This is a genomic window from Sulfurisphaera javensis (assembly GCF_041154675.1).
Taxonomy (GTDB): Archaea; Thermoproteota; Thermoprotei_A; order Sulfolobales; family Sulfolobaceae; genus Sulfurisphaera; species Sulfurisphaera javensis.
This window is the reverse complement of record NZ_AP031322.1, coordinates 557,727-584,570: the sequence shown is the minus strand read 5'-3', so window position 1 is coordinate 584,570 and position 26,844 is coordinate 557,727. Positions and strand designations below refer to the sequence as shown.

Here is a 26,844-nt window from a genome sequence, read left to right as displayed (position 1 = left end):
AGGAGAGTAGAATCAGAGTATTATTTTCCCTTTATCGTAAACTGATTCGTTAACCTCTTTGTAAGGAAGTATTATAGTATCTTTATTTATGAAGATACCATCATATACTATTACTTCATCTCCTAGAATAGCTGAGTCTATCCTTACCCATTTTCCTAAGTTATTTTTATCAGATAAAATACTATCCTTGATATAACTATAATTATCTATCTTGACATCATCCATTAATATGCTTTGTTCTATATAAACCCCGTTTTTTATAATAGAATTTTTCCCTATAATACTGTTAAAAATATAAGAATCACCACTTATATTCACATTATTTCCTATATAAAATGGAGGTATTAAGTCCGCTTTCTCACTTATCTTGGCATTTTCTGCTATAAACCCCTTTGGATACTTTAGTGACAACAATTCAAGATTAATTTTCATGTAATCAGAAGGAACTCCTATATCCATCCATAGACCATCATATTTATAAACAGCAACGCATGTTTTATCACTTAATAATCTAGGTAAGAAATCTTTAGCTATACTTTGACCATTTATGTTTTCAAATAATTTCCTCTTAAAAATATATACGCCTGCATTAATCAAATTGGAAACGGGATTTTTTGGTTTCTCTATGATTTGTACTAATCTCTCTCCTTCAGTAATTAGGACACCATACCTTCTAGGATCTTCTACAGGCTTACCTACAATAGTAGCATCACAACCTTGTTTTTCATGAAAAGTTAGTAAAGATTTGATATCTATTTCATGGTATATATCACCGTATATTACAAGAACGTCATCTGATAACTCATATTTGTGTGAGATATATTTTAATGGACCCGCATCTCCAAGTCTCTCTTTCTCTATTATCGGGATTACTTTTCTGTTTTCTCCTTCTATATGAGAAAGTATTTTGTCTGCCATAACACGTAAAGAAAGATAAGTTTGATCAACTCCGGACATTTCTAACGAATCTAAAATGTAATCTAACAATGGTTTACCGAGTATGGGTAAAAGAGCTTTAGGCTTCGTTAAACTTAATGGCCTTAACCTAGTGGCATATCCACCAGCTAACACTATTGCGGAAACCATAAAAAATATTTGAAGAGAGGATAAAAAAATTACTTGTTCAGATATTTCTGTAACTTTTTATCTGCCTCATCCCAATTTACGACATTCCACCAAGCGTTTACATAATCTGCTCTCTTATTTTTATACTGCAAATAATAGGCATGCTCGAACTCATCTAATATTAGTATTATTGGTAGTTCTGCTATATGGTTCTGGAAATGATTTTCAAAAGTCATTATTTCTAAGTTGCCAGACTCTGTATCATAATATAACACAGTCCATCCAGTACCTGGTAAACTGTTTGCAGCTTCTGTGAATAACTGTTTAAATCTATCAAAGCTACCATATTGCTTGTTAATTAAATCAGCCAATACTCCACCAGGTTTTCCTCCACCTTTCCCATTAGGCGCCATATTTTGCCAATATAAAGCATGAAGCTTGTGGCCATTAATATTAAACACTAATCCTCTTAATATACCTTGAATATCATACTGCCCTGTACTTACTTCTCCTTTAATAATTTTCTCTAATCTATCCAAAAAAGAATTGGCTCCATTTACATACCCTTTATGATGTCCGTTATAATGTACATCAATTATATCTTTGCTTATGTATGGTTCTAACGCATCTACTTTATAGGGAAGTGGAGGTAGTTCGTACTTTTTAAACTGTATTTGAATTGCCATAATAGAGATTTGTGGTAGTAGGTTAAATATCTTATTTAGAATAACTACTAAACGATAAATTTTACAATTGTGAAAAAGATTATATTACTCTATTAACATCAAATAAAACTTATTTATCTTCTACTCTATTAATTAACTTAAGATGAGCTTCCTTATCAACAATGTTAACGAACTTGTTAAAAAAGTTATAATTATGATTATTAATGGATTGCTCACTTTCTATTTAAGTCTACATCTCACTAATTTGAATTTCTCCTATATAATGTTCGGTTTGGTATTGGCTATTTCTTTTCTTGTTGGAGAGATTTTAATGCCACTATTAATAGGTGGCTCAATTATAATTGAAAACCTTAGTGTGTTTCAATCACTACTATCGGGGAATGTTTCTATTTCAACAACTTTAATAGAAAAAATTTTGATAATAATAGTTTTCTTATTAATAGTTCCGATAATTCATTTAGCTGTAAGGAAAAATTCAAGAGGATTAATATCAGCTAGCAGCTTAATTTTACAGTATTTTAATCCAACGTATTCTTTCATATTCTACTTTTCTGGAATTTCATTTAATGAAAACTATATTGATGGTATATTATCATTCCTTCCTTTTATATATCTATTATTTAATTATAATATTCATAATTTGATAGTACCATTAATATTTTTGCTTATAGCATCAATAATCTATTCATATAATAAGCATTTTTATAGTATTATAGGAGTCTTCCCATTAGCAATTTCTGCCTATTATCTTTCAACAACCTTCGGAATATCTACTATATATTATGGCATCATTCTAAGTGCTGTTATTAACGTAATTGATAAAGTTATAAATACTACAAAAAATATAAAAGAAAATAAGGAAGCTTTTTTTGCATTGAAAAATAAAATAACTGAAGAAATAAAAAATATCACTACTGCTTTATATTCTATAAAAAGTGATATAGGAAAGGAGAGAAGTGATATAATAAAACTATTAGATACTACACAAACTTCCTTATCTTCACTTCAAAACAAGTTAAATGAATGTAATAACCTAAAGTGTTTAAATGAAATAAACGATGAGCTTAATAACTCAAAAAGAATATTAACTATAGAAATAAATAACGTATTATTTGATTTAATAAGAGAATATAATGACTTTACTTTAGAACTAAAGAAAATAGGAGTTAACTTAACTGAATTAGAATATCCTAAAGAGGAAATAAAAATAGAAGAAATTGTGAATTTTTATAGGCAATTAAAACAAACAATAGAATCTAATTTAATTTTAGCTACTAATATTATAAATAATATGATAGAGAATTTAAGCAAAGATCTAGGTATCATGCAAGATAAGATAACTATAATAAATATGAACTTTATAAGTTCTAAACTAAATGGTATAGATGTTTCCTTAATCGATAAAAAATTAAATTCATGTACAAGTAAAGCTTTAGAAGTAGTCAGTGTATTTGGTAATGAAGAAGATTACGAATTAAAGAAATCATTAGCTGATTTATCATTACAACAATTCACTGTAAGCAAATTAAATAATGCCACAAAAATACTAGAAAAAATTAACAATATATTTTTAGTAGATTTAAGTGCACTAAACAATAGTTTGAAAGCGCTTTCCTCTATTTATAACTTGCCAGAAATAGATAATCTTACAAATTTAATAAATATTGAGATTCAAACACTTCAAACACCAGACATGCCTTATTGTGAAAAAATATCAAGGCTTTATAACTCTATTTCAGAAATAAAAGAGGCAATAGAATTAGCAAACAATAAAGATACTTTGACACAATTGAGTGAACTAGTAGAAACTTTATTACCTCAAATACTAGAAACAGGTGAAGTTAACTTAGATGAAGTTGGAATAAATGATAAGTATGTTAATTTTATTATAGCTTTATTAAATAAGAAAGGTTTTAACGCTAAAGTTGAAGGAAATAAGATTCTTTTAAAAATAAACTCAAAAGAATAATTCTACCTTAATCTTCTTATAAGAATTTCTGCATGATCTCCTACTATATCACCTTTAAATAAATATCTTGGAGAATTCCTTAGAAGTTGATGCGTACATATTATTCTATCTTGATCAGCTATCACTGTTAATACATCTCCGGGTTTCATTGAAACTAAGATCTTTGATATCTCTAAGATATATTCTTCACAAGACTTACCTCTAAGGTCGAGTTTATATTGCTGGGACATATCATATACATTGTATTGAGGATTTAAAAACTTAAGAATCTAACTTGCTCTTTATTTATTTTTTTAATTTCTTCTTGTTCTTTAATAACTTTATCCCATAAATTATCATAATTATCGAATAAATACATATAAACTTCACTTATCCTCATAATAACCTCTTTCTCACTTAATGGATGAATCCTTAAACCTACTCTTCCTACAGCACCGCCTCTAACCATTAACCAATGGGCAAAAACTTCTAAAGGATACTTAGATAGAACTTCGCTCTTCTCTAATTTCTTCTCATAGAGCCAATATAATTCCCTTATGAAGTTTGATGAGATAACCCTTTTCATTTTATCTTTCCATTTCTCAAAATATGTTTCTCCTTCTTTTATTATGACGTTACGAAGATAATTGTATAATTCTTCAGATTCTTTTTCATTAACTAAAGCCAATCCAGTAACTGCTGTTACAAAATCTTTCTGTGCCATTAAAGCATCAAAATCTTTATTTACATATAACCAAGCTGTTGCAGCAAACGAGTTAATGATTCCTAACATTAACTTATCAAGTAGCTCATCCTTGTTAACATTAACACTAACACTTTCCCCACTTAATATTTTTGTTAACTCATCGTAGTCAACAAGACCAGCGAATACTAGTTTTCCATTAACAAAAATTGAAGGGGTAGAAATTACACCTCTTTCAAATGCTAGAAACGGATAAAGTTCTGTATCTATTATAGTAACTTTACTTAATAAACCATTTTTTTCCAAGTACTCGATTAGAAAATTGCATTCTATACAATTTCTGTGAGTAAATATTTCTACCTTCATAGCCTTACTTTAATTGAGTTAAAACAATTTAGGTTTTTCTTCCACCATAAAGAATCATATCTCTTATCTAGTAACCAAATTTTGGCATTATCATTCACATTCCTTATAGCTCTCCCAATAGCCTGTTTCACAGTTATTAAAGCTGGGATCATTATCAAATATTCCTTATCTTTCCCACCTAACTTTTCCGCTATTCTCATAGAAAGCATTTTCATGTAATCATCTTCCGGTGGATAAGGAATTCCAACTAACACAACATCAGAGATTAAACTTCTTCCATCTTCAGTTAATTCTATTCCTTCTGTAATCTTACCTCTCCCTACACCTCCTATTATATATTTCTTATCACGATTTTGTCCTATTATATTAATTATCTCATCTATTTTAGTTTCTTCGGTTTCTAAGATTTTATTAACATTAATATTATTCATTACATTTTGCATTATTTGATAAGAAGGAAATACTGCTAAAATATGCTTTCTTGCCTGATAATATATCTTAAGCAAATAAGATGCATATTTTTTCCACATTATTTCACTTCTAAAATCATATTTTGAAGTCACATCAAGTGCAATTGCACAAGTATAATTACCAGTAACTTTCTTTCGAATTATCTTTTCAACTTCTATATAATATATTTTTCTTGTTATACCAAGAACTTTTTCTAGATAATCTTTAGGAGGTAGAGTCCCAGACATTAATAGAATTGATAAACTCTCGTCATTTAACAGATTATAATATTGAGTTAAATCTAATGTCTTTAAAACTATTCGATTAGAGAAAGAAAAAGGAATAAATGAACCAGTTGAGTAAGTTGCATAAAATCGTATAACAGAACCTAAATATATTCTTGAGATTACTTTATTTTTTATTGCTTCTTTTCTTAATTCTTCATACTCATCAACAAGAATCGATAATTCTTCCTCTGATAATGAAGGAACTTTATTAAGCTTAATATATTTCTCGTCAGGGTAAGTTAAGTTCTTAAGCTCTTCTCTCACTCTTGAGAGTATTTTCCTAACTTCTTCACTTTTCACTTGCCTTATAGCCATATTCAATGTAAAATCACTTAACATTCGCTCTTCTATTTCACTAACTTTATCTATGTTATGTGCCTCATCTATTATTATAAAATAATCATTTAATTCTATTTCTAATGTATTTCTATATTTTTCAATAAAAAAATATGGATAAGTTATTGTTATTACATCTGCATCCTTAGAAGTTTCAAATAATGAATAATATGGACAAAAGCCTTCTTCAATAGCCTTTCTTTTTAGCTCATTTAACTTTTCAAAAGGTGACTTATCTATAATTACTTCTATAGCATTTTTTATTTCACAATATTTACAATTTATATCTTCCGAATCAACATCTTTTATAGCAAAAGGGCAAGCTGTAGGTTTTCCTACTATAAATGAGAACTTTAGAGAAGAATTTATCTTCTTTAAATCTCTATAAACTGGATAATATTCATTGTGAGTTCTTACAACATATAGAATTTTTCCCTTAACCTCTAAACCTACAAGAAGAGAAAAAAGAGTTTTACCACTCCCCGTCGGGGAGTTTAACGCAACTAAAAAACCTTGTTTAACTGCCTCAATAACCTTATCCTTTAACTGTTTCTGCCATTCTCTTAATTCCACTTCTTAGAATTCTTCAAGCTTAGCTAAAACTTCTTCTAACATTATGTATTTTACATAATCCTTTTCAGCAAGTGTTATAAGATCCTTTGCTTTTGCTTTTACTTTAACAGTTGAAAGGAATGGCATAACTAGTTCTACTTTTACTAAGCTTGACATATCGTTTACAATTTCTGATGATGGCTGTTTCTCAGTTATTACTATAGCTCTTACCTCAGCCGATGGTGATATATTCTTTACTTCAATTATTCTGTAGTCAATCTTATTTAGCAGTCTCTCTTCATTTATACTCAACTATTTTCACCTCATTTACTAATTATACTATATGATTTTGACATTATAAATACTTTGCATATGAAAGTTGAAGAAATATTATAAATACTTAGTAACTAACAAGGGATATTACTACAATTTAGAGAATTAGGGTTAAAGGATTTAAACTATATTCATAACTTGTGAGACTTAAAAAATCTGATTTCAAAGTCGGAGAGAAAAAGAAAATTATTATCAATGGCAAAGAGATTCTAATAATATATCTAGGCGGAGATAAATTCTATGCAGTGAATAATAGATGTCCTCATCTAGGCTGTGATTTGTCAAAAGTTGGTGTAGTTATAAGAGAGGAATTAATATGTCAGTGTCACTTTACACACTTTTCTTTAAAAGATGGAAAAGCACTAAAGGGGGCTACAAAAAATCCGCTAATTCTTTACCCCATTAAAATAGAAGGAGACGAGATAGAAATTGAAGTTAAATAATCTAAGATTTTCTTAAACTCCTTATAATGTAATTGACCTTTAGCTGTTTCTTCACCAGTATGCCCATAAATAAGCTTAGAACCTAAAATTGAAAAAGCAACCCTTTCTAATGGATTGGTACCCATTGGCAATACTGCAACATTTCCTAGACTTAGTAATTTAGCTAAAAGTTCTTTATAACCATCTTTACCCACTACAGCTACTTTTAATATCCATGACTTATTAACGAAATCTCTCAGAATTTCTATGACCTCATCATATGATGGAACTCTGTCAAAGTAATGAATTGATACAATTTTACCATCTGTTGGTATATTATATTCTTTCGCAAATCTAGCTTCAACATCATACAGTATTCCTCTTTTATACAACTCTTGGAGATAGTCAGCCTTAATTTTTGGATCTATAAAATTAATTCCTCCTTCTCTTGTATCTCTAATCGTAACTAATACTTTTTCCTTAAACTTCTCTATTTTATCTATTGAAGGAAGAGAAGAAGAATAATCAAGACGCAATTCAATTAAGTCAGCATCATAAAAACTAGGAATTTTTTTAAGATCTTCTTCACTTCTTATAGGCAAAGACGCAACAATTAAAGTCATGTTAATATAATTTTACCGCCTAGAGAAATTAAATCTTTCCAGAAGTTAGGATTGCTTTTATTTACACATTCGGCTTTATCAATTTTTCCACCAACTTTAAAAGCTAAAACTGTTGCCATCATAGCAATTCTATGATCATTTGGACATACAATTGACGCATTCCTTATTTCTTTAACAGGTTCAATAATTATTTTTTCATCGTCAGAATATACAGAAACACCAAACCTCGATAAAGCATCAGAAATTGTTAATATTCTATTGCTTTCTTTTGTTTTCAATCTTCTTACTCCCTCTATAATAGTTGGAGAATTAGTAAATGGTGCTAATGATGCAATAGAAGGAGCTAAATCTGGAAAATCATCAACGTTAACTTTAATACCTCTGAGTTCCTTACCACCCTTAACATACCATACCTTATCCTTTACATAAGATTCTGCACCCATCTGGACATAAAAATCAACAATAGAATGATCACCTTCAAAATGTGGGATTTCATATACATCTTCTATTGCAATTTCTCCACCTGAAACTATAGCCGAAGAGGCATAGAATGAGGCTAAAGCGTAATCCCCTGGAACTTTACCTATATAAGGTTTGAAATCACCTTTCTCTATATATATTCTATTTCCTTTTATCTTTACATTTCCACCTAAACTATTTATCAATTCACTTGTTAGATAAATGTAGCTTTTCGAGGAAATTGGTGGAATTATTTCTATTTCTCCTCCTCCGATCATAGAAAAAGCGTAAATAAAACCAGAAATATATTGACTGCTTTCACTTCCGTCTATTCTTACATAGTTTTCCTTGAGTTTACCAGAGATTCTAGTCGGAAGATTTTGAGAAGAGAAATTCACACTTCCTTGAAGGGCTTTAATTATAGCTGTTAATGGTCTTTTCCTAAGACTATCGTCCCCATCTATTACTGTCTCACCACCTAGTACAGATATTATTGGTATAGTCATTCTTAATGTAGTTGCAGATCCACCAAAGTACAAATAACTAGGAACTTTTAATTTACCTTCAAGTTTAAAGTGATTGCCATTTACAGAAACACCAAATTGTTTAACAACATTTATTGCAACATTTACATCATCCGAAGGAATTAAGTTTTCTAATTTACTTTCCTTGATTAGAGAATATAGAACAAGTCTAATTCCGAAACTCTTAGATTGAGGAGCTTTTATTTTTCCTTGTATTTTCGATGGTTTAATTTCTGCTAACATAATCAATAGGCCTCGTTAAGATTATATTTCCAAAACGAGAAAAAGAATCTATAATTGGGCCTTCTTCACCAATTTTAGTTACGGCAAAAACTGAGGGACCATTACCAGATATGCCAGAAGCTAAAGCACCTTTCTTTAACGCTATTTCTATTTCGTTTGTTTCGTAACCTAAAATTGATGCAATTAATAACCCATTTAACTTCATACCTTGTATTATATCTTTTCTAGCTATTCTAAATATCTCTTCAAATACTAATCTATATTTCTGAAGATACTGTAGATTTATGTTAATATTTCTATTCCCTCTAGGAAGTATAAGTATAGAGATCTCTGGCGGTTGCATTATATCTAAAATCTTAAACTCTTTATTGTACGTAAAAGCTACACCGCCAAAATAGGCAGAAGACGCATCATCTAAAGCTCCAGTATAAGAGACACCAGCCTTTAAAGATAATATTGCTGAATATTTAGGAACGTCTATTTCTAACCCGTATTTTTTTGCTATTTCACCTATTAGAGCCGTAGAGACTGCACTACTACTTTTTAACCCGCTTTTCTCTGGTATTTCAGATGAAATCTGAACATCAAGACAAGGAATATTAAACTTTTCTCTGAAAAAATCTAGTATTGTATCGATTAAAATATTATATTTCTTTTCACAATTGTTTGTTTCTTTTATACTAACATTTACTTTCAAGTCTACAGCCATTGATGAACCATACCAACTAGGTAAAGCGTTTACTACTGAGACTCCTGCGTAGGTTTGCATGAGCTAATATACTTATTCCATCTATCCTCTATTATTTTTATTTGATCCTCATTTAATCTAACCGTAGGAATATAACCAGCTCTCATAGCATGATCTACAATAACTAAAGATACCATAGCTTCAGCAACTGAAACCCCTCTTATAGCAACAGCAGGATCATGTCTACCTATAACAGATATTGTAGTTTCCTCACCAGTTCTTAAATCAACAGTTTTTTGAGGCTTTCTTATTGAACTTGTAGGTTTAAAAGCACACCTAACTATGATATCTTCTCCATTAGATAAACCACCTAATATTCCACCAGAATAATTAAACCTCCAACCATATCTATCTCCTTTCTTTATTATCTCATCATTTGCTTCACTTCCCCTCATCTTAGCAGCAGAAAAACCTAAACCATATTCAAACCCAGTTACAGCTGGTATTGATAAAATAGCCTTAGCTAAATCGGCTTTTAATTTATCAAAAACAGGCTCACCTAAACCCACTGGTGTATTTTTAACAATTATTTCTGCAATGCCTCCCCAACTATCTCCGTCCACAGTTGCTTGTTTAATTAACTCCTCATACTTTTGTTCAAGCCATTTTTTGCTAGCCCTAACTGGACTATATTTTGAACATAATACTTCCTCAAAAGTGACTGGTTCGTTTAACTCTACATAACCTAGACTTTTTAAATGGCCAGCTATCCATGTGTCTGTAATCATTAACAATTTCTTTGCAATTGCTGATGCTGCAACCCTACCAACTGTTTCTCTAGCACTAGCTCTACCACCTCCTCTATAATCCCAGTTTTCGAATCCGTACTTCATTATATATGGTAAATCGGCATGGCCAGGTCTAGGTTTATAATGTACTTCCTCATATAAGGAGGAAATAATATCTGTATTTTTAACTAAAATTGTAATTGGTGCACCAGTAGTTCTTCCGTTATATATCCCACTTACTATTTCTGGCTCATCCTTCTCTCTTCTTCCTGTAACAAATTGTCTTCCTGGTCTTCTAAAAGATAATTCAAATTCAATATCTTCTTTCTTTAAAGGTAACCCAGCAGGTACTCCATCTATAACTACACCTACCATAGGGCCATGACTTTCTCCAAAGGTTGTTATTCGAAATAGCTCACCAAACGAGTTTCCTGGCATATAAGTATTTCACCACTTCTTCATCTTCTAATGATTTCCCAAACCAAATTTTTTCGGCCTCCATAGCCTGTCTTACTAAAATTTCTAGCCCGTTTATAGTCTTTATTCCTTTACTTTGAGCTTTCTTTATTAATGACGTAACAACTGGTTTATAAACAAAATCTATAACTAACTTACCATTAATACACTCATCTGGTACAAAATCAGAGTTAGGAGTAGAATTTACGATAATGTCAGCATTACAATAAGAGTTAATTTTTATTTTAATCCCTTTTTCCTCTAGCTCATTTGCTAATTTCTCAGCCTTCTCCTTAGTTCTATTTATTATACTGATTGAACAACCTAAATCAGCTAATGCAAATATAGCAGCCCTTGAAGCTCCGCCAGCTCCAAAAATTGTACAAGTATTAAAGCTATCTACCCTTTCACTAACTAAACTCTTAATTGCTAAATAGTCAGTGTTATAACCCTTCCCCTCAAAAATTGTATTTAAAGCTCCAATTCTTTTTATGATGTCAGTTTGTTCTACATATTTCATAGCGTCCTCTTTATAAGGAATTGTTACATTTAACCCATAAGTAATCTTTACTAAGCCACGAAATATTTGATCAAAGTCTTTCTTTTTTATATCAAAAGCCAAATATACAGCATTTATACCTAAGCTTTGAAAAGAGAAATTATGTATTGCAGGGGAAAGAGTGTAAGGTATGTTTTCTCCAACGACACCTAAAAGTTTAGTATTATAATTTATCTCAAGCATTGTTCAGCAAACCCCTTTAAAGTTTCAATAGGGACATCAACTTTTTTCCAATCTCCTATTCTTGTTGGAAAAGGCATCATAACTATACCTCCTCTAACTTTTTTATCCTTAGTAATTGCGGACATAGCTTTTTCTAAATCGATTTTAGCATTTAATGCATCAACTGTTAATGGTAATTCATATTGTGAAAGAATCCAGGTTACATCTTCGACTACTCCTTCCTCAGCATAGCCAACTTCTTCAGCCATTTTAGCTTCACAGACCATTCCGACAGATATTGCGTAACCATGAGGAACTGAAAAGTTACTCCCAGCCTCTATAGCATGGCCTATTGTATGACCAAAGTTTAAGACTATCCTAATACCTTTAGTCTCTCTCTCGTCAGCCTTTACAACTGAAAGTTTATCTAAAGTTGATTTATATATTATTTCTTCTAATGCTTCTTCATCTTTAGAGAAGATTTTTTCTTTATTCATAGCTAAAAAATCATATAACTCTTTATCTAGAACTAAACCATATTTTATTACTTCTGCCAATCCTTTCTTTATTTCTTCAAAAGGTAAAGTATCTAGAAATAAAAGATCTGAAATTATCATTGATGGTTGATAAAAAGTACCTAAGACGTTTTTTACGTTTTCAAAATTCACTCCAGTTTTACCTCCAATAGAAGCATCGACCATACCTAACAAAGTAGTAGGAATGTTAATCAGATTTATCCCTCTCATATAGATAGATGCGACAAAACCAACAACATCAGTTACTGTTCCTCCTCCTAATGCAATGACATAATCTCCTCTATCAAATCCGTTCTCAAAAAGAATCTTTGCAAGCTTTAATGCATAATGAATATCTTTTGCTTCCTCTCCATCAATAATAGGGACTTCGATAAAGTTTTTGAGATGACTCTTCACTTTAGAGGGATCAATCTTCTGTGAATAAAAAAGGGCCACCTTTTTGTCCTTTAGTTCCTCTAATTCTGCTAAAGCATCCTTTCCAATTATTACTGAAATGTTTGAATCACAAAGACTCTCATTTATTATCCTCATGCTGTTCTACCTATTGCATTAGCCAAAGCTTTAATTCTATTCATTAATACTTCAAAAGATTCGGGAGTTAATTGCTGTTCTGAATCACTTAAAGCTTTTTCTGGATGAGGATGGACTTCAATTAATAGCATATCAGCACCAGCAGCTACAGCAGCTAAAGCTAAGGAGTGAACTAACTCTCTTTTCCCTGCAGGGTGACTAGGATCAGCACATATTGGCAAATGAGTTTGTAGTTTAGCCGCAACCATTCCACCTATATCTATTGTGAATCTAGTTGCCTTCTCAAAAGTCCTTATTCCCCTTTCACACAAAACTACGTTTCCATTTCCTTCCAATAAAATGTATTCTGCGGTAAGTAGCCATTCTTCAACAGTATTAGCCATTCCTCTCTTTAATAATACTGGTAGTCCAGCTTTTCCTACTTCTTTCAATAGATCAAAATTTTGGGCATTCCTAGCTCCAATTTGCATCATATCTACGTACTTCTTAAATATTTCAGTATCTCTAGTGTCCATTATTTCTGAGACAACAGGCAAACCTGTTTCTTCTGAAGCTCTTTTCAAAATCTGAAGACCTTTTTCTCCTAGTCCTTGGAAAGAATAAGGACTAGTTCTAGGTTTATAAGCTCCTCCTCTTAAAATAGATGCACCAGCTCTTTTTACAGCTTTTGCAACAGTTATTACTTGTTCTTCATCTTCAACTGCACATGGACCGGCAGCCACTATTACTTTATTATCTCCAATTTCAACATCCTTTACTTTAACTTTAGTAGGGTCTTTTTTCCACTCATTACTTACCAACTGATAAGGTTTCTTAGGTTTTACAGATATCTCTATACTTGGATCTGTAATATTCAAAACATATTCGTCTGGCCACGCTACTACTACTTTCTTTCCATATAAGTCTAAAAACTTATACGAAGCAGAAGAATTTTGAAGTTTTTCTTTTAAAGTAGAGTAGTCTGCTTTTTCTTTCAAAATGAATAACATTTTATTCACCCAATTCTTTCCTTATTTTTTGTAACTCGTTTACTCCTATCTCTCTAACTTTATAAGCATAGGGGTTAGATTTTTGTATCTCTAATATAACTGGAAGAATGTTGTTTACTTTTTCTATTATCTTATTTATTTCCCTAAAATTAGTTGTAAAAAAATCTGACAAGTTCTCTATCTTAAACTCCTTCTTTAGTATCTCAACACTTCTATCTAGTCCCAAAATATAAAAATGAGCTAAAACTTGAACTATAGCCATAGCCTTTTCATGTTCTTCTACACTTGATACAGTTGTATTAAGCCCACATTCTCTCCAAAATGTTATTATTTCTTCTAAGTTTTTAGTTGATTTAGAAGGAATGAGAACTATTCTCTCTCCTACTGGATATAGAAGAGGACCAAATAATGGATGAGTAGAAATATAATTAAAAGAGTAAATTTCAGATAATTTTTCTAATTGACTAAAAACTTCATTTTTTGAAGAAAAAATGTCCATAACAACTTTATTTGAAAATTTAGGTGAAATTTTAATAATGTAATCCATAGAGGAAGGAGAAAGAGCTAAAATTATATATTCTCCCCAATTTAAGGCCGAGTCTAAATCCATATAAACAAATCTAAATTCAGAAGCTAATCTTTCAGCTTTTTCTTTATTCCTTCCAGTTATGACAACGTTATGCCCTACTAGAGAAAACAAGGAAGCAAGTGATCTAGCCATCCCGCCATATCCAATAATTGTAATGTTCTTCTTTTTACCGGGATTAATTTGAACCATTTTAGAATAAGAAAACAAAATAGGTAAAATATTATCGACTAAAGAATCTGGAATCCCTGTATTCCTGGCATAAGTATACCAATATTCTCGTACTTTTTGCTCTCTCTTCTCATCAGTGATGTCCCTACCAACCTTGCTCTTGATCTCTCCAATTTTTGCAGCTATCTTAAGCCTTTTAGATAGAAGCTCTATAAGTTGCTTGTCTATATTTTCTATCTCTTTTCTGAGCTCCTCAATCTCAGAGCTCATTCACTTCACTAATTCCATTGCTGCATTAATAATTGATTTATAGTTGATACCATAGTAATCAAGTAAATCTCTCTCACTCCTTGCAGATCTACCAAATGTTGTAGCGCCAATAAATCTCATTGGAACTGGATACTTTTTAACTAAAACTTCTGCGACGGCAGAGCCTATACCGCCATATATCGAATGCTCTTCGATAGTTATTATCCTTCCAGTCTTCCTTGCATAATACTCAATTAAATCCTCATCAATAGGTTTAATACTCATTAAATTAATGACAGCAGTACTTATGCCCATTTTTTCTAACTCTTCAGCAGCTTTTAATGCATCAGCTAATACTACTCCGGCACCCATTATAGCTAAATCGTCACCATCCTTTAGAACGTAAGCTTTTCCTAGCTTAAAATCATAATCTAATCCTTCAGTAATAACTGGTGTATAATCTCGTCCCATTCTGTAATATAATGGGCCTCTTAACTCATTAACAACAACTGGTAAGGATCTTTTAACATCAGCTGAATCAGCTGGAATTATCACTTTCATATTCGGTAAAACTCGCATTAATGCTATATCTTCTAAAGACTGATGACTAGAGCCATCTCCACTATCACTATATCCGGCATGAGTAACCATTATTTTTACATCAAGATTCATTCTAGCTATAGAATTTCTAATTTGTTCCCATGCTCTCATTACGAACATTGCAAAGCCAACTACAATTGGTTTATATCCAGTTACTGACAAACCAGCAGCGAAATTAACCATATCTTGTTCTGATATACCAACATTAAAGTATCTATCTGGAAATCTTTCTCTAAAATACATAGCTCTAGTTGAATTCCCAACATCAGCAGTTATTACAATAATATCCTTATTCTTCTCTCCAAGATCAGCTAAAAGTCTTCCGAATGTATCACGCATTGGTAAGGTACTTCTTTGCATCATCTGGACTCGCCCTCTGTTTTTCAGTATTTTCAATTGGCTTAAAGCCCATTCCTCTCCTTGTTTTTGCAAATATAACCACTGGCGCCTTTGCCTTTAATGCTTCCTCAATTGTGTTAATCAAACTTATGAAATCATGTCCATCACAACTTAATGTTTTCCAACCGACAGCTCTCCAAACATCTGGTAAGAAGTCTTTAGGCTTTACCTCTGATGTTGCAGCGTCTAACTGAAAACCGTTCATTTCAATAAATGCAATTAAATTATCAAGTTTTCTTGTCACAGCATGTGTCATAGCTTCCCATATCTCACCTTCATCTTGCTCTCCATCACCCATTATAACGAAAACTCTACCACTGCCACCTCTCATTTTAATGCCTTGAGCAACACCAACACCAAAACTTAATCCTTGTCCAAGGCTTCCAGTTGACATATCAATTCCTGGTATATGAATTTCCGGATGACCTTGTAATAATCCAGATATATCTTGAATTTTCCATAATTCATCTTCATTTATATATCCTTTTTCTACTAGAATTGCATATAACGCTGGTGCTGCATGACCTTTACTTAGAATTAACCAGTCTCTATTTATCGGATCTTTTCCTTCTCTTACATATCTAAATAATAGAGTAGTTAATATCTCTATACTGCTAAGCGAAGAACCCACATGTATTGTTTGATCATAAAATAACATCTTTACAACGTTTCTTCTTGCCTTTTCAGCTATGCTCTTTAATTTATTTAATTCTTCTATTGATATTGGAATTCCATCACGTCTCCCTCCTTCCATTGGTGCAAAACCAAGCCCCCGCGGATAATAAACAATTCTTAATTATAAGCTTTTTTGAAGAATATCATATGGAAAGATATTCAAGGCAGTTATTAGTATTAGGTATTGAAACACAACGAAAACTAAAAGATTTGAAAGTAACTGTTGTTGGTTGTGGAGCTTTAGGTTCTACGTTAACTGAATTATTAGCTAGATTAGGAGTAGGACATATAAGAGTAATTGATGCTGATATAGTAGAACTAAGCAATTTACATAGAACTCATCTTTTTACAGAAAAAGATATAGGAAAACCAAAAGCTATAGTATGTAAAGAAAGGGCTAAAGAAATTAATAATGAAATAGAAGTTGATACTATTACCGACATTATAGACGAGAATAATGTAGAAAGTCTAATAGAAGGTAGTGATTACGTTTTCGATGCATTAGATAACTTATATTTTAGGCTACTCCTTAATGATGCATGCGTTAAACACTCAATCCCATTAATATACGGAGGAGTTATGAGTGAGTACTCATCAGTAAAACTTATTTTACCGAAGAAGAATGCATGCCTCTCATGTTTCTTAAATTATGAAGGAGACGAAGAAAACGTTTGTGAAACAATAGGAACTTTGGACACTGTTGTAACAATTACAGCAAGCATTCAAGTTCAGTTAATGTTAAATCATATTAGAGGAATTGAGGATAATTATCTCTACTACATCGACGTCAAGAATATGAGATTTGATAAGATTAACATTGAAAGAAATGAGAAATGTCAGGCTTGTAGCTTGCATGAATTTAAATTCTTGCATGGAAAAGAACAAAAACCTAATTGTGGAATAATTAGGATTGATAATAAAATTCTAAAAAATGAATTTAGTATTGAAAAGCGTAATAACGAATTAATAATCTGTTATAGTAATGGAAAATGTTTTAAGAAAGTATCTAGATAATTCATTGTGGATAAGAAGACACTAGTATCTTTCACTATTCCCATTATTGTAATTATTGCTTATTCTGAAATATTTCACGTAAATATAATTCATGCTATTCTCAGTATAAAACTAGATTTTCTTTTGTCTTTCTTTCTTGCATATATAGGTCAAATTTTGATTGTATCTTATAGAGACTCCCTTATAACTAACCTAGATTTCTACACGTCTTTCAAAGCTAGATTTTTAGGAAATGCGGTAAGCCTAGCAATTCCTGGAGCAGCAGGTCCAGATTTAAGTAGAGCAGTAACTTATGTTCATAAAAACGTAAAGTTAGACAAAGCCTTTACTTTAGCACTTTACGAATCATTTTTCGATGTTAATGTAGGTACAGCGTTATTTTTATTGCTCTTTTGGATAAAATTGTCTCCTTTAGAAACAATACTTATTCTTATTGCCTTAGGTAACATTTTAGGATGGAGTAGTGGTTTAGGATATGCGTATTTTACTTCTGGTAAATTAAATAGAATAGAGCAGAAAATTTTTAACATAAAATATTTTAAACCACTAGTTGAAAGTTATATGAATTTAAAAGATATATTAAGAGCAAAACTTAAAGATAAAAAGATAACATTGTACTCTATTTTTCTAACTGCTTTAGGTTATTTCCTTCAGTCATTACCTTTTTATTTTCTTTATAAAAATCTTCTTTTCGATTACTTAATTAACCAAACCTACTTAGTCGCAACTTTAGTTCCTATACCTTCAGCAGCTGGTATTGCAGAATTAGCATTATCAGCTATTTTACCTCCAATTTATGTGATTCAAGTGAGAATACTTGAGTTAGTTTCTTATTCCTTAGGTTTTATTTATACAAAAGAAATTAAACTAGAAGTAATAAAGAAAGAAGTGAAAGAAATATGGAAAACTTCTTAAAAGAACCTAACAAAGATGAACTAAGACAATTAGCCTCAAGGATATTAAGCGAAAGTGAAACATGTATTAGAATATCTTACACACCAGATGATTTGATCTTTGCTTTTCTTGTTCTAAAATATGGAAAACAAAATTCAATTTCTTTTACATCAAATGAATGCAAAATTGAGTTAATTACAAATGATGCAGGAAAAATTATAAAAATAAATAACCAACAGTTCTACATTGGAAGAAACGCTTTCACTTCAATCTTTCCAGTATCTACAGACGATGTGTTACCAATATTAGCTGGAATTACGACTAGCATGATACTAGAAAGAAGGAACTATACTGAACTTGAGTTAGATATTATAAATAATGATCTAGTAAAACTTGGAGTTATAACAGAGAAAAACTTAAAAATACCAAACTATAAGTCTCTCCCGTTATTTTTCTCACTAATGTTATCTTTTGACCCTTATATACCAGAAGTAACTGGAAACAGAGAGAACTCAATAAAAATGCTTAAAGAAATTAACATATCAGAAACTGATAGACTTGAAGATATAGACGAAGCTAAATTAAATTCCTTGGTATATAAAATTATATCTAATACACTTAAGATAAATCCTAGATTTTCTAGAGAAAATTTAATAACAGATAGGGCTTATTATCTCGAATATGACTCATTAGAGTTAGCATTATCCTTAATTTATTTCCTAGATCTTAAAGGAAGTGGAGATTTGTTTCAATTTACAATTTCACCAAATTATGCTGAAACTATTATTTATAAATTCAGAGACGAGCTAAGCAAAGGATTTTTTATTAAAAATGTGGAAGAGACAAACAATTATTATATCGTGGAAACAAATTTAAAATCGCCATTACTTATTCAACTAATTCTTTTACAAATGAATAAAATAAAAAGAAATAAGCCAATAATTATAAAATTACCAGAAGGATTTTTTACAAGTAGAACCCAAGTGTTAAAAATAAAGGAGGGTCTTAATAAAGTTGAAGATCTCAATAAGGGTAACTTATGACACAAAGTATGCAAAGGAAATAGCTGAAAGTATAAAAGTGGACAACATTAATTTACCTCAAGGAATGATAATAGAGACTAATTATGAAAAGGATAAAATAATAGTGAATATCACTATGGAAATTAATGAACCTAGAAATATCTTAACACTTAGAAACACAATTGACGAAATATTACAACATATATCTGCTATTGAAAAAACTATATCCCAACTATCCCACTAATTTAACTAGTAAAACATTTAAAGTAGCATAAATAAGTGTATATCATGCCACTTAGACCAGGCAGATGTTATAGGCACTTTTCTGGACCAGCATATACAAGGAAAGAATACATTCCAGGAGTACCAATGCCTAAAATAACAAAATTCACAATGGGAAATGTAAATGGCAATTATGATTATGAAATAAAGCTTATTGCATTAGAAAAAGGTCAAATAAGACATAACGCATTAGAAGCCTCGCGTGTATTAGCATTAAAACAATTAACAAATAAAACTGGCTCGGACCAAAACTTTGCACTTATAGTATTAAAATATCCTCATCATGTTATTAGAGAAAATAAGATGATGGCTTTCGCTGGAGCAGACAGATTACAAGATGGCATGAGATTATCTTTTGGAAAGCCAATAGGGACAGCAGCAAGAATTGAAAAATTAGGAGATATTATAATGATAGCAAGAGTGAAGAAAGAACACCTTGAGATTGCTAAGAAAGCATTTGAAGCAGCTGCCTCAAAAATACCTTTAAAGACTAGAATAGAGATTGTACCTTTAGCTAAAGAGGCAGTTGTACAGTGAGTTATAATTTTCAGGAGGAGTTTGTTGCAGAGGAAATAAAGAAAAGAAATGTTAAACGAGTTCTTCTTCAATTTCCTGAAGGTTTAAAGATTTTTTCTACTTCTATCGTAGAAAAATTAAAAGAATTATTACCAGATGTAGAATTTTATATATCATCTGATCCAAACTGGGGAGCTTGTGATATAGCAGAGGACGAAGCTAAAAACATTAATGCTGACTTAATAGTTCATTTTGGTCACACTCCTTATACCTGGTATTACCCTAAATTCCCAACAATCTTTGTTCCGGTAGAGAGCAACTTAGATATTACTGACGAACAAATTAATGAGGTAATAGAACTTAGCAAAAAATACGAAGCAAGAACAATTAGTCTAACTGCAACAATCCAACATGCAAAATTATTGAAGAAAATTTCTGATCATTTATCAAGGTATTACAAAGTAATGATTGGTAAACCATCTTCTAGCTTTATGGTTGATGGACAAGTCTTAGGCTGCGATTATAAAGCAGCTACAAGTGTTGAGGCAGATTTATATGTAAATGTCTCTGGAGGTATTTTTCACGCTTTGGGGGTAGGATTAGCTACTGGCAAACCTACAGTAAAAATTGATCCTTATACTGGAAAGGTTGAAGATCTAACTAATGAAGTTTATAAGATTCTTAAAATACGTTATGCAAAAATAATGGAAGCAATGGATAAAAGAAATTGGGGTATTATTCAAGGTACAATGGTTGGACAAAACAGACCATTAATGGTAAAATATTTCGAGAAAAAACTAAAGGAAAAAGGGTATAATGTCTTTGTGTTTCTCAATAGAGTTTTAACAAAAGACGTTTTAAGGAATTTGAGTCCTTCCTTGGAAGTATTTGTAGTTACATCTTGTCCTAGACTTCCAATAGATGATCTTTATGATTTTGAGAAACCAGTTTTAACTCCTGGAGAAGCAAAAATGATTATATTTAACAATTTTGATAAATATATATTCCCGTGGTGATCTTATGAAAAAGCAAGGAGATCTACTACTACCAGGGGATGAATTAAGCATAATAGAAGAATTTACACCAGGTGAAGGTACCTACGAATATGAAGGAAAAGTTTACTCTAGTGTAGTTGGAAAAGCATTTTATGATATGATAAATAGAAGAAGTAATTCAATTAGTTTCAAGAAACCGGGCTTTTTGCCTTTAAAAAAAGCAAAATATGTAATTGGTTTAGTGACAAATATAAAGGAAGATTCAGCTTTGGTTTCAGTATATTCTATCGAAGAAAAACCTCTTAATGTTCCCTTAACTGGCTATATACATATTTCTCAAATTGCTAATAAATATCTAAATAACATTAATGAGGCTTTAAAAGTTGGGGATATAATAAGAGCAAAATCACTGAATTTCTCATTACCACTTCCTTTAACAATAAAGCAAAAGGACTTAGGAGTCATTTATGCTAAATGTTCAATTTGTGGTACAAAAATGGTTAAAAAAGACGAAGAACATTTAAGGTGTCCTAACTGTGGTAATATTGAAAGCAGAAAAATAGCCTTACTTCAGGTGAAGAAAGGTGGAAATTAAAGTTCTAAAAGCTGGCGAAAATTATATTGAATTACAAATTGATGGTGAAGAGCACACTTTGGGCAATTTAATAAAGGGATATCTTATGAGAGTTCAAGGAGTAAAGTTTGCATCTTATGCTAAACCTCACCCACTTATTGACAGTATAATAGTAAAAATTATGACAGATGGAAGTATTTCTCCTAAAGAGGCTTTAATAAAAGCTATAGAATTAGCAGAGGCTGACACAAATAAGTTCATTGAAGAAGTGAAAAATATTGAAAAAAGGTGAAAGAATAGCAGTAGTAGCTAAAGGAAACAACATTTACGCAATTTGCATTTTTAGAGGAGATTTTTTAGAGAAAATATTCTTTGAATCCGATATTAAATTATTAGAAGAAAAATTCTTAAAATCTAGCGTTAGTGGTGAAGTAAAGAACATCAGTCATGATAAAGAGAAAGAAGAGTATTGCAAACTTATATTAGAAAAAATTGAACGAAAACTAAATAAACTATTAGTTAAGTAGATATAGCTATTGGTGGTTTTAAATGAAATTCTGTCCAAAATGTGGTTCCATTATGGTTCCAAGAAAAGAAAATGGAAAAACACTTTATAAATGTCCAAAGTGTGGTTATGAAGAGATAGCAACATCATCTGGTTCAATGAAAGTAAAGACAGTAGTGAAGCATTCTGTTAAAGAGAAAACATTAGTAGTAGATGGCGATGAACCACCAGTTGGAGCACAAATAACTAAAGGAGTAACATGCCCAGCTTGTGGAAATGATGAAGCTTACTTCTGGATTCTTCAAACTAGAAGAGCAGATGAACCACCAACTAGATTTTATAAGTGTACAAAATGTGGAAAAGTTTGGAGAGAATACGAATAATCATGAAGTAATAGATACCCTTAACTGATGACTTCTCGGAAATTCCTCTTCGATTAATTCCTTTAACAACTTCTTTAATTCCTTCAAATTAGTTTTATATACATTGTTATTAAACCCATGTTCGTTTATTTCAAAAGTATTTTCATCAATTTTAGTAATTTCTAACCATCTATCCCCTTTAAAACTCTCAACTCTCAATTTTTTACCTTTCTCTAATTTAGTAACTTGGCCATATACTAGCTTATCAGCTGATTTAACTGGAATCCAAGGCATTTTAAACACCCAAAAAGATAGCGGACCCGCCGGGATTTGAACCCGGGACCACCGGCTTACCTCGGCCTTCACTTAGAAGGCCGGCGCTCTATCCTGGCTGAGCTACGGGTCCACAAATTTCTTATAAAATATACTTACTTAAAGGTTTATCGCTTCTCAGAATATTAGAACCCAAAGGATTTCCACTTATCCTAAGATATCTATCACTTTTTGTTCTATATTTGAATTTATACTCAATTAAGTAAGAAGTTGTCATTTTTAAACCTCTGTTAATTAGCATAAGTAATCAATTATACTAACATATAGGAAGATCTTATAAACAAATCAGAGAGATTAGATTTTTTATTCAAACCTTAAAATGTTTCACTTTATCTATAGATCTTGGTAAAAATTTAAAAGATACGAAAAAAGATATGATAATATATGATGCATATCTGGACCATTAACTTAGCGATCGTTATAGTTTCTATAATAGTAGCCGGTCTTATTGCATTCGAATTATTTCAAGTCAGAAAAATCAATAAAACAAAATTAACTGTTGCGTTATCTCTCTTAGGAATTATATTAGTAGCAGAAGAACTAGTTTTATTCTCAGCATTTATGATGTGGTCCTCTTACGATAATCCAATGTATGCTTATCCTTCAGCTGTTATAGCGTCATTAAGTTTAATCGGGTTAATAATACTTTATTATATACTTAGAATTTAAATTGGTAATCCTACTATTAAACTTAGAAAATATCCAATTGCAATGAAAGGAATAACTGGTACACCCCACATTACCCATATATAGTCATCTTCTTTAATCAATCCTTTTTCAACATATTCCTTAAACTTCTTCCTCCATTCAGCATCATCTTCCTCAACAGAAAATGTAGTCCTAAGCGTAATGGTACCACTTTGTTCATCTATTTGGGTTAACGGAAAAAGGAATTTAGAATTTAAGAATTCTCTTACAGTTATTCTTTTACCAGACAATGAAAGAGTTAATCTAGTTGTAAATGGATAGCCAGAAGTATATTTATAGTTCTTTAATAGGTTAAGAACTCCAGCAAAGAAAATCATAGCAGATGAGTAAAGTAGAATTGTTAAAGGTTCTAAACCTAACATGGAAAGAGCTGGAAAAAGAAAGGGTTTAACTGATGCATTACTAAAGGAAAGTATAAGTGAAAGGAATAAATCAGCCCCACCCATTAAAGATAACCAATAAAAAACGAGAATTAACATGTTTGTTGTTATGACTGAATATAAATATAGAAAAAGAGAAAGATGCTTATACTCAAAAATAAATAGAATAACTAGAGGTGAATATATTAGCCATATTTTTAAGTCAATTTCTCTAGTTTTAAGATCCAAATAAGAGGTATGTAATAGCATTATTGAAGTTAGAATTATTTGAATAAGATAGATTATCATCAAGGAAACTTACACCCAACGGCAGGAAGCCCTCATCACTCCACCCTCTGCGGGGCTGTCTGAGGGCTAGATACCCCTTATGATTAAAATATTTGTTTTGCCTTATATTTCTTACTTAACTTGATTGTCTTGCAAATCCTTCTCCCTTTTTTCGTAAAATTTAATATTGTTTATACAATTTATACATGATGTTGTCACTCAGTAAGGAGTTGGAAGAATATAGGGCTAAAATTAGAGAATATGCTCAGAAGACTGTAAGAGAATATGCAAAACAAATGGATGAAACAAATGATGGAGGAGACAAGATAGTAAAAGACTTAGGAGAAATGGGACTATTAGGAATGAAACAACCAACAAAATATGGAGGATTAGGATTAGGTGAAATGGCTTTTGCAATTGCTACAGAAGAATTAGGAGCAGAAAGCGGAGGAGCCTCTCACTCTTTACATACTCAGCAAAATGCTTTACAACTGCTAATATCTGTTGGAGGAGATTCCGCCCAAGAGTGGATTGAAAAGGGAATTAAAGCAAAAGAAATTTATGCAGTAGCATTAACTGAACCCCAAGCTGGTTCTGATCTAGGAGCATTACAAACTACTGCTAAACCAGATGGTAATGAATTAGTACTTAATGGAGAAAAAATATTCACAAGTGCAGCATCATTCTCTACTAAAATGGTAGTATTGGCAAGAACTAGTGGAAATCCTGGAGATAGACAAGGAATTTCTTTACTTTTAATAGACTCTAAATTACCTGGAATTGAAATACATAAACTTGACTTAATGGGTATTAGAGGTGCTGGAGTATCTTATGTAAAGTTTAACAATGTTAGAATTCCAAAAGACAGTATTATAGGAAAAGAAGGAGATGCTTATAGAGGTGCATTAAAAGCATTAATGGTTAGTAGAAATGGTTATGCTGGAATAGCTGTAGGAATTGCAAGAGGAGCTGTAGAAGAAGCTATAGCTAGGGCACAAAGCAGAAAACAATTTGGTAAAGCTTTAATTGAGCAAGAATGGATATCATTTAATTTAGCAGATGCTTATATAAAAGTTGAAGCTGCAAGACTACTAACTTGGAGGGCAGCACAACTATTCGATAATGGCTATGAAGCGACAACAGAAGCCTCAATGGCTAAGTATTTTGCAGCAGTAACAGCAACTGAAGTAACAAGGCTAGCCTTGCATATTTTCGGAGGACATGGACTTAATAGAGGATCAAAAGTTGAGAGATTATATAGGGATGCAAAAATAATGGAAATTGCTGAAGGAACAAATGAGATGCAGTTAGTTGCAGTCTCTAGACTCTTCCAACCAAAGAAATAAAAACGTACAAAATAACAAAGTTTACAGCTAAAATCGGTAAAGAATATTTCATAAATTCAAAGAAATTAAAACTTTTTCCCCCTCTGCTTTCTGAAGCTTCTGAAATTATTATATTACTTGCAGCCCCAATTAATGTAAAATTACCAGCTATTGTGCTTCCAGCAGCCAATGCAATCCAATCTACTATAGAAGTAGCCCCTATTTGATACATTTCTGGAATATAAATTGCTACTAGTGGCACATTACTTAAAACTTGGCTCAGTATAATACTTGAGATCATGATTAACAAAACATTAGTAGGTGGAGGTAAGACTCGGTAAATTAATTGAATAACACCACCCTTATAAAGACCTTCAGTAAATATGAATAATCCAACAAAGAAAATGATAGTTGACCAGTCCACTTTACTCATTATTTCTCTCCTTTCTTTACTTACAAGTAAGAGAATTGAGGATGTAGTAAGAGAACCTAGAAGGATATCAATTCTAGCAAAACTTAGGATAAAGAACAATATTACAGTAACTATAAGAAGAGTTAAGGAAGAATATGCTAGTCTTTTATTCAGTTTTATATCTACTTTAACATCATCGATTTTTATATCTTTTATTCTATTCCTAAAGAGTATTAACATAACATAATAAGACGCAAATAAATTCAAAATTGTTGGTATTGCCAAATATTCTAAAAAGATAACAAAAGGTTCCCTTAAATTTCCTTCTAAAGCAATAAGTAAGTTCTGTGGATTTCCAGTAGGCATCATTACACTCCCTATCGTAACACCAAAAGCTAATGAGTAAAGATAAGGCATTTCATCAACTCCCATGTATTTAGAGACCTCTAAAATCACTGGGGTCCAACTAGCTGAAACACCATCATTAGTTACTAAATTTGATAAAAGACCAGAATAAAAAAGAATATAAAACATAACTTTCCTAGACTCTTTATACTTATTTACGATCATATATGCAAGATATTTTAAGAATCCAGAAACTTCTAGAGAAGATGCAAATATAAATAGTGTGATAAGAAAAAGAATTACGTCAAGATTAATAGATTGAAGAGCCTCATCAACAGTTAGCACACCAGTTACAATCATTAACACACCACCAAAAAACATAGAAGTCCATGGTGGAACTTTTGTTAAACCTCTAAAAGCAATCATACCATAAACAACTATTGCAATAATTAAGGCTAATATATACACACATTTTTACAAACAGATTAAAGGCTAAAAGATTATTTAATGATGAGGTCAATTCC

33 protein-coding genes and 1 tRNA gene are annotated in these 26,844 nt (G+C 31.3%); 14 read left to right on the top strand and 20 right to left on the bottom strand.

Features of this window, described 5'->3' with window-relative positions; translation table 11 throughout:
* Positions 1–12 precede the first annotated feature (12 nt).
* Together ACAM25_RS03150 and ACAM25_RS03145 are read right to left on the bottom strand one after the other, a co-directional pair.
* Positions 13–1,086, bottom strand: coding sequence for a sugar phosphate nucleotidyltransferase (locus ACAM25_RS03150; RefSeq protein ID WP_369610888.1), 1,074 nt, complete (start codon positions 1,084–1,086; stop codon positions 13–15).
* A 29-nt stretch (positions 1,087–1,115) separates the two neighbouring features.
* Positions 1,116–1,751 (bottom strand): superoxide dismutase, encoded by a 636-nt coding sequence (locus ACAM25_RS03145; RefSeq protein WP_369610887.1) that lies wholly within the window; start codon positions 1,749–1,751, stop codon positions 1,116–1,118.
* Between the two features lie 310 nt (positions 1,752–2,061).
* Here ACAM25_RS03145 and ACAM25_RS03140 point away from each other — a divergent pair, with 310 nt between their 5' ends.
* Entirely contained in the window at positions 2,062–3,720 is a 1,659-nt protein-coding gene (locus tag ACAM25_RS03140) for a hypothetical protein (protein ID WP_369610886.1), read from the top strand.
* 2 nt (positions 3,721–3,722) lie between these two features.
* Here ACAM25_RS03140 and ACAM25_RS03135 read toward each other — a convergent pair whose 3' ends face one another.
* From ACAM25_RS03135 to ACAM25_RS03120, 4 genes are read right to left on the bottom strand one after another with little or no spacing between them, the layout of a single operon-like run.
* Entirely contained in the window at positions 3,723–3,950 is a 228-nt protein-coding gene (locus ACAM25_RS03135; protein ID WP_369610885.1) for a sulfurtransferase TusA family protein, read from the bottom strand.
* Positions 3,951–3,973: 23 nt separating this feature from the next.
* Positions 3,974–4,768: a thioredoxin family protein gene (locus ACAM25_RS03130; protein WP_369610884.1), complete on the bottom strand. Its 795-nt coding sequence runs from the start codon at positions 4,766–4,768 to the stop codon at positions 3,974–3,976.
* Positions 4,765–6,414 carry a helicase C-terminal domain-containing protein gene (locus ACAM25_RS03125; RefSeq protein WP_369610883.1) on the bottom strand — a complete coding sequence of 550 codons (1,650 nt, stop codon included), beginning with the start codon at positions 6,412–6,414 and terminating at the stop codon, positions 4,765–4,767. The genes ACAM25_RS03130 and ACAM25_RS03125 overlap by 4 nt, the downstream gene beginning before the upstream one ends.
* Positions 6,415–6,417: 3 nt before the next feature.
* Positions 6,418–6,705 carry a hypothetical protein gene (locus ACAM25_RS03120; RefSeq protein WP_369610882.1) on the bottom strand — a complete coding sequence of 96 codons (288 nt, stop codon included), beginning with the start codon at positions 6,703–6,705 and terminating at the stop codon, positions 6,418–6,420.
* Positions 6,706–6,866: 161 nt separating this feature from the next.
* Between ACAM25_RS03120 and ACAM25_RS03115 the strand changes: the two genes are divergently transcribed.
* Positions 6,867–7,169: a Rieske (2Fe-2S) protein gene (locus tag ACAM25_RS03115; protein WP_369610881.1), complete on the top strand. Its 303-nt coding sequence runs from the start codon at positions 6,867–6,869 to the stop codon at positions 7,167–7,169.
* Here ACAM25_RS03115 and ACAM25_RS03110 read toward each other — a convergent pair.
* From ACAM25_RS03110 to ACAM25_RS03065, 10 genes are read right to left on the bottom strand one after another with little or no spacing between them, the layout of a single operon-like run.
* A complete protein-coding gene (locus ACAM25_RS03110; RefSeq protein WP_369610880.1) occupies positions 7,121–7,771 on the bottom strand; it encodes a type I 3-dehydroquinate dehydratase in 651 nt (216 codons plus the stop codon). The two genes, ACAM25_RS03115 and ACAM25_RS03110, sit on opposite strands and share 49 nt — an antisense overlap.
* Positions 7,768–8,997 (bottom strand): 3-phosphoshikimate 1-carboxyvinyltransferase, encoded by a 1,230-nt coding sequence (gene aroA, locus ACAM25_RS03105; RefSeq protein WP_369610879.1) that lies wholly within the window; start codon positions 8,995–8,997, stop codon positions 7,768–7,770. Before aroA ends, ACAM25_RS03110 begins: the two co-directional genes overlap by 4 nt.
* The gene (locus tag ACAM25_RS03100; RefSeq protein WP_369610878.1) at positions 8,981–9,766 is read right to left on the bottom strand and encodes a shikimate kinase; all 786 of its coding nucleotides are present in this window, start codon (positions 9,764–9,766) and stop codon (positions 8,981–8,983) included. Before ACAM25_RS03100 ends, aroA begins: the two co-directional genes overlap by 17 nt.
* Positions 9,739–10,911, bottom strand: a complete 1,173-nt coding sequence (aroC, locus tag ACAM25_RS03095) for a chorismate synthase (protein WP_369610877.1) — start codon at positions 10,909–10,911, stop codon at positions 9,739–9,741. The genes ACAM25_RS03100 and aroC overlap by 28 nt, the downstream gene beginning before the upstream one ends.
* Complete coding sequence (locus ACAM25_RS03090; RefSeq protein ID WP_369610876.1) at positions 10,889–11,671, bottom strand: shikimate dehydrogenase; 783 nt, start codon at positions 11,669–11,671, stop codon at positions 10,889–10,891. Before ACAM25_RS03090 ends, aroC begins: the two co-directional genes overlap by 23 nt.
* On the bottom strand, positions 11,659–12,717 hold the full coding sequence (gene aroB, locus ACAM25_RS03085; protein WP_369610875.1) for a 3-dehydroquinate synthase: 1,059 nt from the start codon (positions 12,715–12,717) through the stop codon (positions 11,659–11,661). The genes ACAM25_RS03090 and aroB overlap by 13 nt, the downstream gene beginning before the upstream one ends.
* Complete coding sequence (gene aroF, locus ACAM25_RS03080) at positions 12,714–13,706, bottom strand: 3-deoxy-7-phosphoheptulonate synthase (RefSeq protein ID WP_369610874.1); 993 nt, start codon at positions 13,704–13,706, stop codon at positions 12,714–12,716. The genes aroB and aroF overlap by 4 nt, the downstream gene beginning before the upstream one ends.
* A 1-nt stretch (position 13,707) precedes the next feature.
* Positions 13,708–14,733, bottom strand: coding sequence for a chorismate mutase (locus ACAM25_RS03075; protein WP_369610873.1), 1,026 nt, complete (start codon positions 14,731–14,733; stop codon positions 13,708–13,710).
* Positions 14,734–15,675, bottom strand: a complete 942-nt coding sequence (locus ACAM25_RS03070) for a transketolase family protein (protein ID WP_369610872.1) — start codon at positions 15,673–15,675, stop codon at positions 14,734–14,736. It abuts the gene before it with no gap.
* Entirely contained in the window at positions 15,644–16,465 is an 822-nt protein-coding gene (locus ACAM25_RS03065) for a transketolase (protein WP_369610871.1), read from the bottom strand. Before ACAM25_RS03065 ends, ACAM25_RS03070 begins: the two co-directional genes overlap by 32 nt.
* A gap of 68 nt (positions 16,466–16,533) precedes the next feature.
* Between ACAM25_RS03065 and ACAM25_RS03060 the strand changes: the two genes are divergently transcribed.
* The 10 genes from ACAM25_RS03060 to ACAM25_RS03015 are packed head-to-tail and all read left to right on the top strand — an operon-like array spanning position 16,534 to position 22,571.
* Positions 16,534–17,400, top strand: a complete 867-nt coding sequence (locus tag ACAM25_RS03060) for a ThiF family adenylyltransferase (RefSeq protein ID WP_369610870.1) — start codon at positions 16,534–16,536, stop codon at positions 17,398–17,400.
* A gap of 6 nt (positions 17,401–17,406) precedes the next feature.
* Positions 17,407–18,315 carry a lysylphosphatidylglycerol synthase domain-containing protein gene (locus tag ACAM25_RS03055; RefSeq protein WP_369610869.1) on the top strand — a complete coding sequence of 303 codons (909 nt, stop codon included), beginning with the start codon at positions 17,407–17,409 and terminating at the stop codon, positions 18,313–18,315.
* Positions 18,300–19,337 (top strand): single-stranded DNA exonuclease, encoded by a 1,038-nt coding sequence (locus tag ACAM25_RS03050; RefSeq protein ID WP_369610868.1) that lies wholly within the window; start codon positions 18,300–18,302, stop codon positions 19,335–19,337. The genes ACAM25_RS03055 and ACAM25_RS03050 overlap by 16 nt, the downstream gene beginning before the upstream one ends.
* Positions 19,309–19,560: a KEOPS complex subunit Pcc1 gene (locus tag ACAM25_RS03045; protein WP_369610867.1), complete on the top strand. Its 252-nt coding sequence runs from the start codon at positions 19,309–19,311 to the stop codon at positions 19,558–19,560. The genes ACAM25_RS03050 and ACAM25_RS03045 overlap by 29 nt, the downstream gene beginning before the upstream one ends.
* Positions 19,561–19,604: 44 nt before the next feature.
* A complete protein-coding gene (locus tag ACAM25_RS03040; protein ID WP_369610866.1) occupies positions 19,605–20,135 on the top strand; it encodes a 50S ribosomal protein L16 in 531 nt (176 codons plus the stop codon).
* Positions 20,132–21,130: a diphthamide biosynthesis enzyme Dph2 gene (dph2, locus tag ACAM25_RS03035; protein ID WP_369610865.1), complete on the top strand. Its 999-nt coding sequence runs from the start codon at positions 20,132–20,134 to the stop codon at positions 21,128–21,130. Before ACAM25_RS03040 ends, dph2 begins: the two co-directional genes overlap by 4 nt.
* 4 nt (positions 21,131–21,134) lie before the next feature.
* Positions 21,135–21,704, top strand: coding sequence for an exosome complex RNA-binding protein Csl4 (locus ACAM25_RS03030; RefSeq protein ID WP_369610864.1), 570 nt, complete (start codon positions 21,135–21,137; stop codon positions 21,702–21,704).
* Positions 21,694–21,975 (top strand): DNA-directed RNA polymerase subunit L, encoded by a 282-nt coding sequence (locus ACAM25_RS03025; RefSeq protein WP_369610863.1) that lies wholly within the window; start codon positions 21,694–21,696, stop codon positions 21,973–21,975. The genes ACAM25_RS03030 and ACAM25_RS03025 overlap by 11 nt, the downstream gene beginning before the upstream one ends.
* Positions 21,962–22,210 (top strand): hypothetical protein, encoded by a 249-nt coding sequence (locus ACAM25_RS03020; protein WP_369610862.1) that lies wholly within the window; start codon positions 21,962–21,964, stop codon positions 22,208–22,210. The genes ACAM25_RS03025 and ACAM25_RS03020 overlap by 14 nt, the downstream gene beginning before the upstream one ends.
* Before the next feature lie 22 nt (positions 22,211–22,232).
* On the top strand, positions 22,233–22,571 hold the full coding sequence (locus ACAM25_RS03015; protein WP_369610861.1) for a transcription factor S: 339 nt from the start codon (positions 22,233–22,235) through the stop codon (positions 22,569–22,571).
* Here ACAM25_RS03015 and ACAM25_RS03010 read toward each other — a convergent pair whose 3' ends face one another.
* Together ACAM25_RS03010 and ACAM25_RS03005 are read right to left on the bottom strand one after the other, a co-directional pair.
* A complete protein-coding gene (locus ACAM25_RS03010) occupies positions 22,572–22,844 on the bottom strand; it encodes a hypothetical protein (protein ID WP_369610860.1) in 273 nt (90 codons plus the stop codon).
* Positions 22,845–22,865: 21 nt separating this feature from the next.
* Positions 22,866–22,956: transfer RNA gene (locus tag ACAM25_RS03005), tRNA-Arg, on the bottom strand.
* A 311-nt stretch (positions 22,957–23,267) separates the two neighbouring features.
* Between ACAM25_RS03005 and ACAM25_RS03000 the strand changes: the two genes are divergently transcribed.
* Positions 23,268–23,552, top strand: a complete 285-nt coding sequence (locus tag ACAM25_RS03000; RefSeq protein ID WP_369610859.1) for a hypothetical protein — start codon at positions 23,268–23,270, stop codon at positions 23,550–23,552.
* Here ACAM25_RS03000 and ACAM25_RS02995 read toward each other — a convergent pair.
* On the bottom strand, positions 23,549–24,262 hold the full coding sequence (locus ACAM25_RS02995) for an A24 family peptidase C-terminal domain-containing protein (RefSeq protein ID WP_369610858.1): 714 nt from the start codon (positions 24,260–24,262) through the stop codon (positions 23,549–23,551). The two genes, ACAM25_RS03000 and ACAM25_RS02995, sit on opposite strands and share 4 nt — an antisense overlap.
* A gap of 185 nt (positions 24,263–24,447) precedes the next feature.
* Here ACAM25_RS02995 and ACAM25_RS02990 point away from each other — a divergent pair, with 185 nt between their 5' ends.
* The gene (locus ACAM25_RS02990; RefSeq protein ID WP_369610857.1) at positions 24,448–25,584 is read left to right on the top strand and encodes an acyl-CoA dehydrogenase family protein; all 1,137 of its coding nucleotides are present in this window, start codon (positions 24,448–24,450) and stop codon (positions 25,582–25,584) included.
* Here the strand turns inward: ACAM25_RS02990 and ACAM25_RS02985 are convergent.
* Positions 25,559–26,788, bottom strand: coding sequence for an anion transporter (locus ACAM25_RS02985; protein ID WP_369610856.1), 1,230 nt, complete (start codon positions 26,786–26,788; stop codon positions 25,559–25,561). The two genes, ACAM25_RS02990 and ACAM25_RS02985, sit on opposite strands and share 26 nt — an antisense overlap.
* Positions 26,789–26,844 lie beyond the last annotated feature (56 nt).

Excerpts from the sequence above, each read along its gene's own strand:
- ACAM25_RS03150 (WP_369610888.1), bottom strand. The coding sequence starts at position 1,086 with ATGGTTTCCGCAATAGTGTTAGCTGGTGGATATGCCACTAGGTTAAGG.
- ACAM25_RS03145 (WP_369610887.1), bottom strand. The coding sequence starts at position 1,751 with ATGGCAATTCAAATACAGTTTAAAAAGTACGAACTACCTCCACTTCCC.
- ACAM25_RS03140 (WP_369610886.1), top strand. The coding sequence starts at position 2,062 with ATGCCACTATTAATAGGTGGCTCAATTATAATTGAAAACCTTAGTGTG.
- ACAM25_RS03135 (WP_369610885.1), bottom strand. The coding sequence starts at position 3,950 with ATGTCCCAGCAATATAAACTCGACCTTAGAGGTAAGTCTTGTGAAGAA.
- ACAM25_RS03130 (WP_369610884.1), bottom strand. The coding sequence starts at position 4,768 with ATGAAGGTAGAAATATTTACTCACAGAAATTGTATAGAATGCAATTTT.
- ACAM25_RS03110 (WP_369610880.1), bottom strand. The coding sequence starts at position 7,771 with ATGACTTTAATTGTTGCGTCTTTGCCTATAAGAAGTGAAGAAGATCTT.
- aroA (WP_369610879.1), bottom strand. The coding sequence starts at position 8,997 with ATGTTAGCAGAAATTAAACCATCGAAAATACAAGGAAAAATAAAAGCT.
- ACAM25_RS03100 (WP_369610878.1), bottom strand. The coding sequence starts at position 9,766 with ATGCAAACCTACGCAGGAGTCTCAGTAGTAAACGCTTTACCTAGTTGG.
- aroC (WP_369610877.1), bottom strand. The coding sequence starts at position 10,911 with ATGCCAGGAAACTCGTTTGGTGAGCTATTTCGAATAACAACCTTTGGA.
- ACAM25_RS03090 (WP_369610876.1), bottom strand. The coding sequence starts at position 11,671 with ATGCTTGAGATAAATTATAATACTAAACTTTTAGGTGTCGTTGGAGAA.
- aroB (WP_369610875.1), bottom strand. The coding sequence starts at position 12,717 with ATGAGGATAATAAATGAGAGTCTTTGTGATTCAAACATTTCAGTAATA.
- aroF (WP_369610874.1), bottom strand. The coding sequence starts at position 13,706 with ATGTTATTCATTTTGAAAGAAAAAGCAGACTACTCTACTTTAAAAGAA.
- ACAM25_RS03075 (WP_369610873.1), bottom strand. The coding sequence starts at position 14,733 with ATGAGCTCTGAGATTGAGGAGCTCAGAAAAGAGATAGAAAATATAGAC.
- ACAM25_RS03070 (WP_369610872.1), bottom strand. The coding sequence starts at position 15,675 with ATGATGCAAAGAAGTACCTTACCAATGCGTGATACATTCGGAAGACTT.
- ACAM25_RS03065 (WP_369610871.1), bottom strand. The coding sequence starts at position 16,465 with ATGGAAGGAGGGAGACGTGATGGAATTCCAATATCAATAGAAGAATTA.
- ACAM25_RS03060 (WP_369610870.1), top strand. The coding sequence starts at position 16,534 with ATGGAAAGATATTCAAGGCAGTTATTAGTATTAGGTATTGAAACACAA.
- ACAM25_RS03050 (WP_369610868.1), top strand. The coding sequence starts at position 18,300 with ATGGAAAACTTCTTAAAAGAACCTAACAAAGATGAACTAAGACAATTA.
- ACAM25_RS03040 (WP_369610866.1), top strand. The coding sequence starts at position 19,605 with ATGCCACTTAGACCAGGCAGATGTTATAGGCACTTTTCTGGACCAGCA.
- ACAM25_RS03030 (WP_369610864.1), top strand. The coding sequence starts at position 21,135 with ATGAAAAAGCAAGGAGATCTACTACTACCAGGGGATGAATTAAGCATA.
- ACAM25_RS03015 (WP_369610861.1), top strand. The coding sequence starts at position 22,233 with ATGAAATTCTGTCCAAAATGTGGTTCCATTATGGTTCCAAGAAAAGAA.
- ACAM25_RS03010 (WP_369610860.1), bottom strand. The coding sequence starts at position 22,844 with ATGCCTTGGATTCCAGTTAAATCAGCTGATAAGCTAGTATATGGCCAA.
- ACAM25_RS03000 (WP_369610859.1), top strand. The coding sequence starts at position 23,268 with ATGATGCATATCTGGACCATTAACTTAGCGATCGTTATAGTTTCTATA.
- ACAM25_RS02990 (WP_369610857.1), top strand. The coding sequence starts at position 24,448 with ATGTTGTCACTCAGTAAGGAGTTGGAAGAATATAGGGCTAAAATTAGA.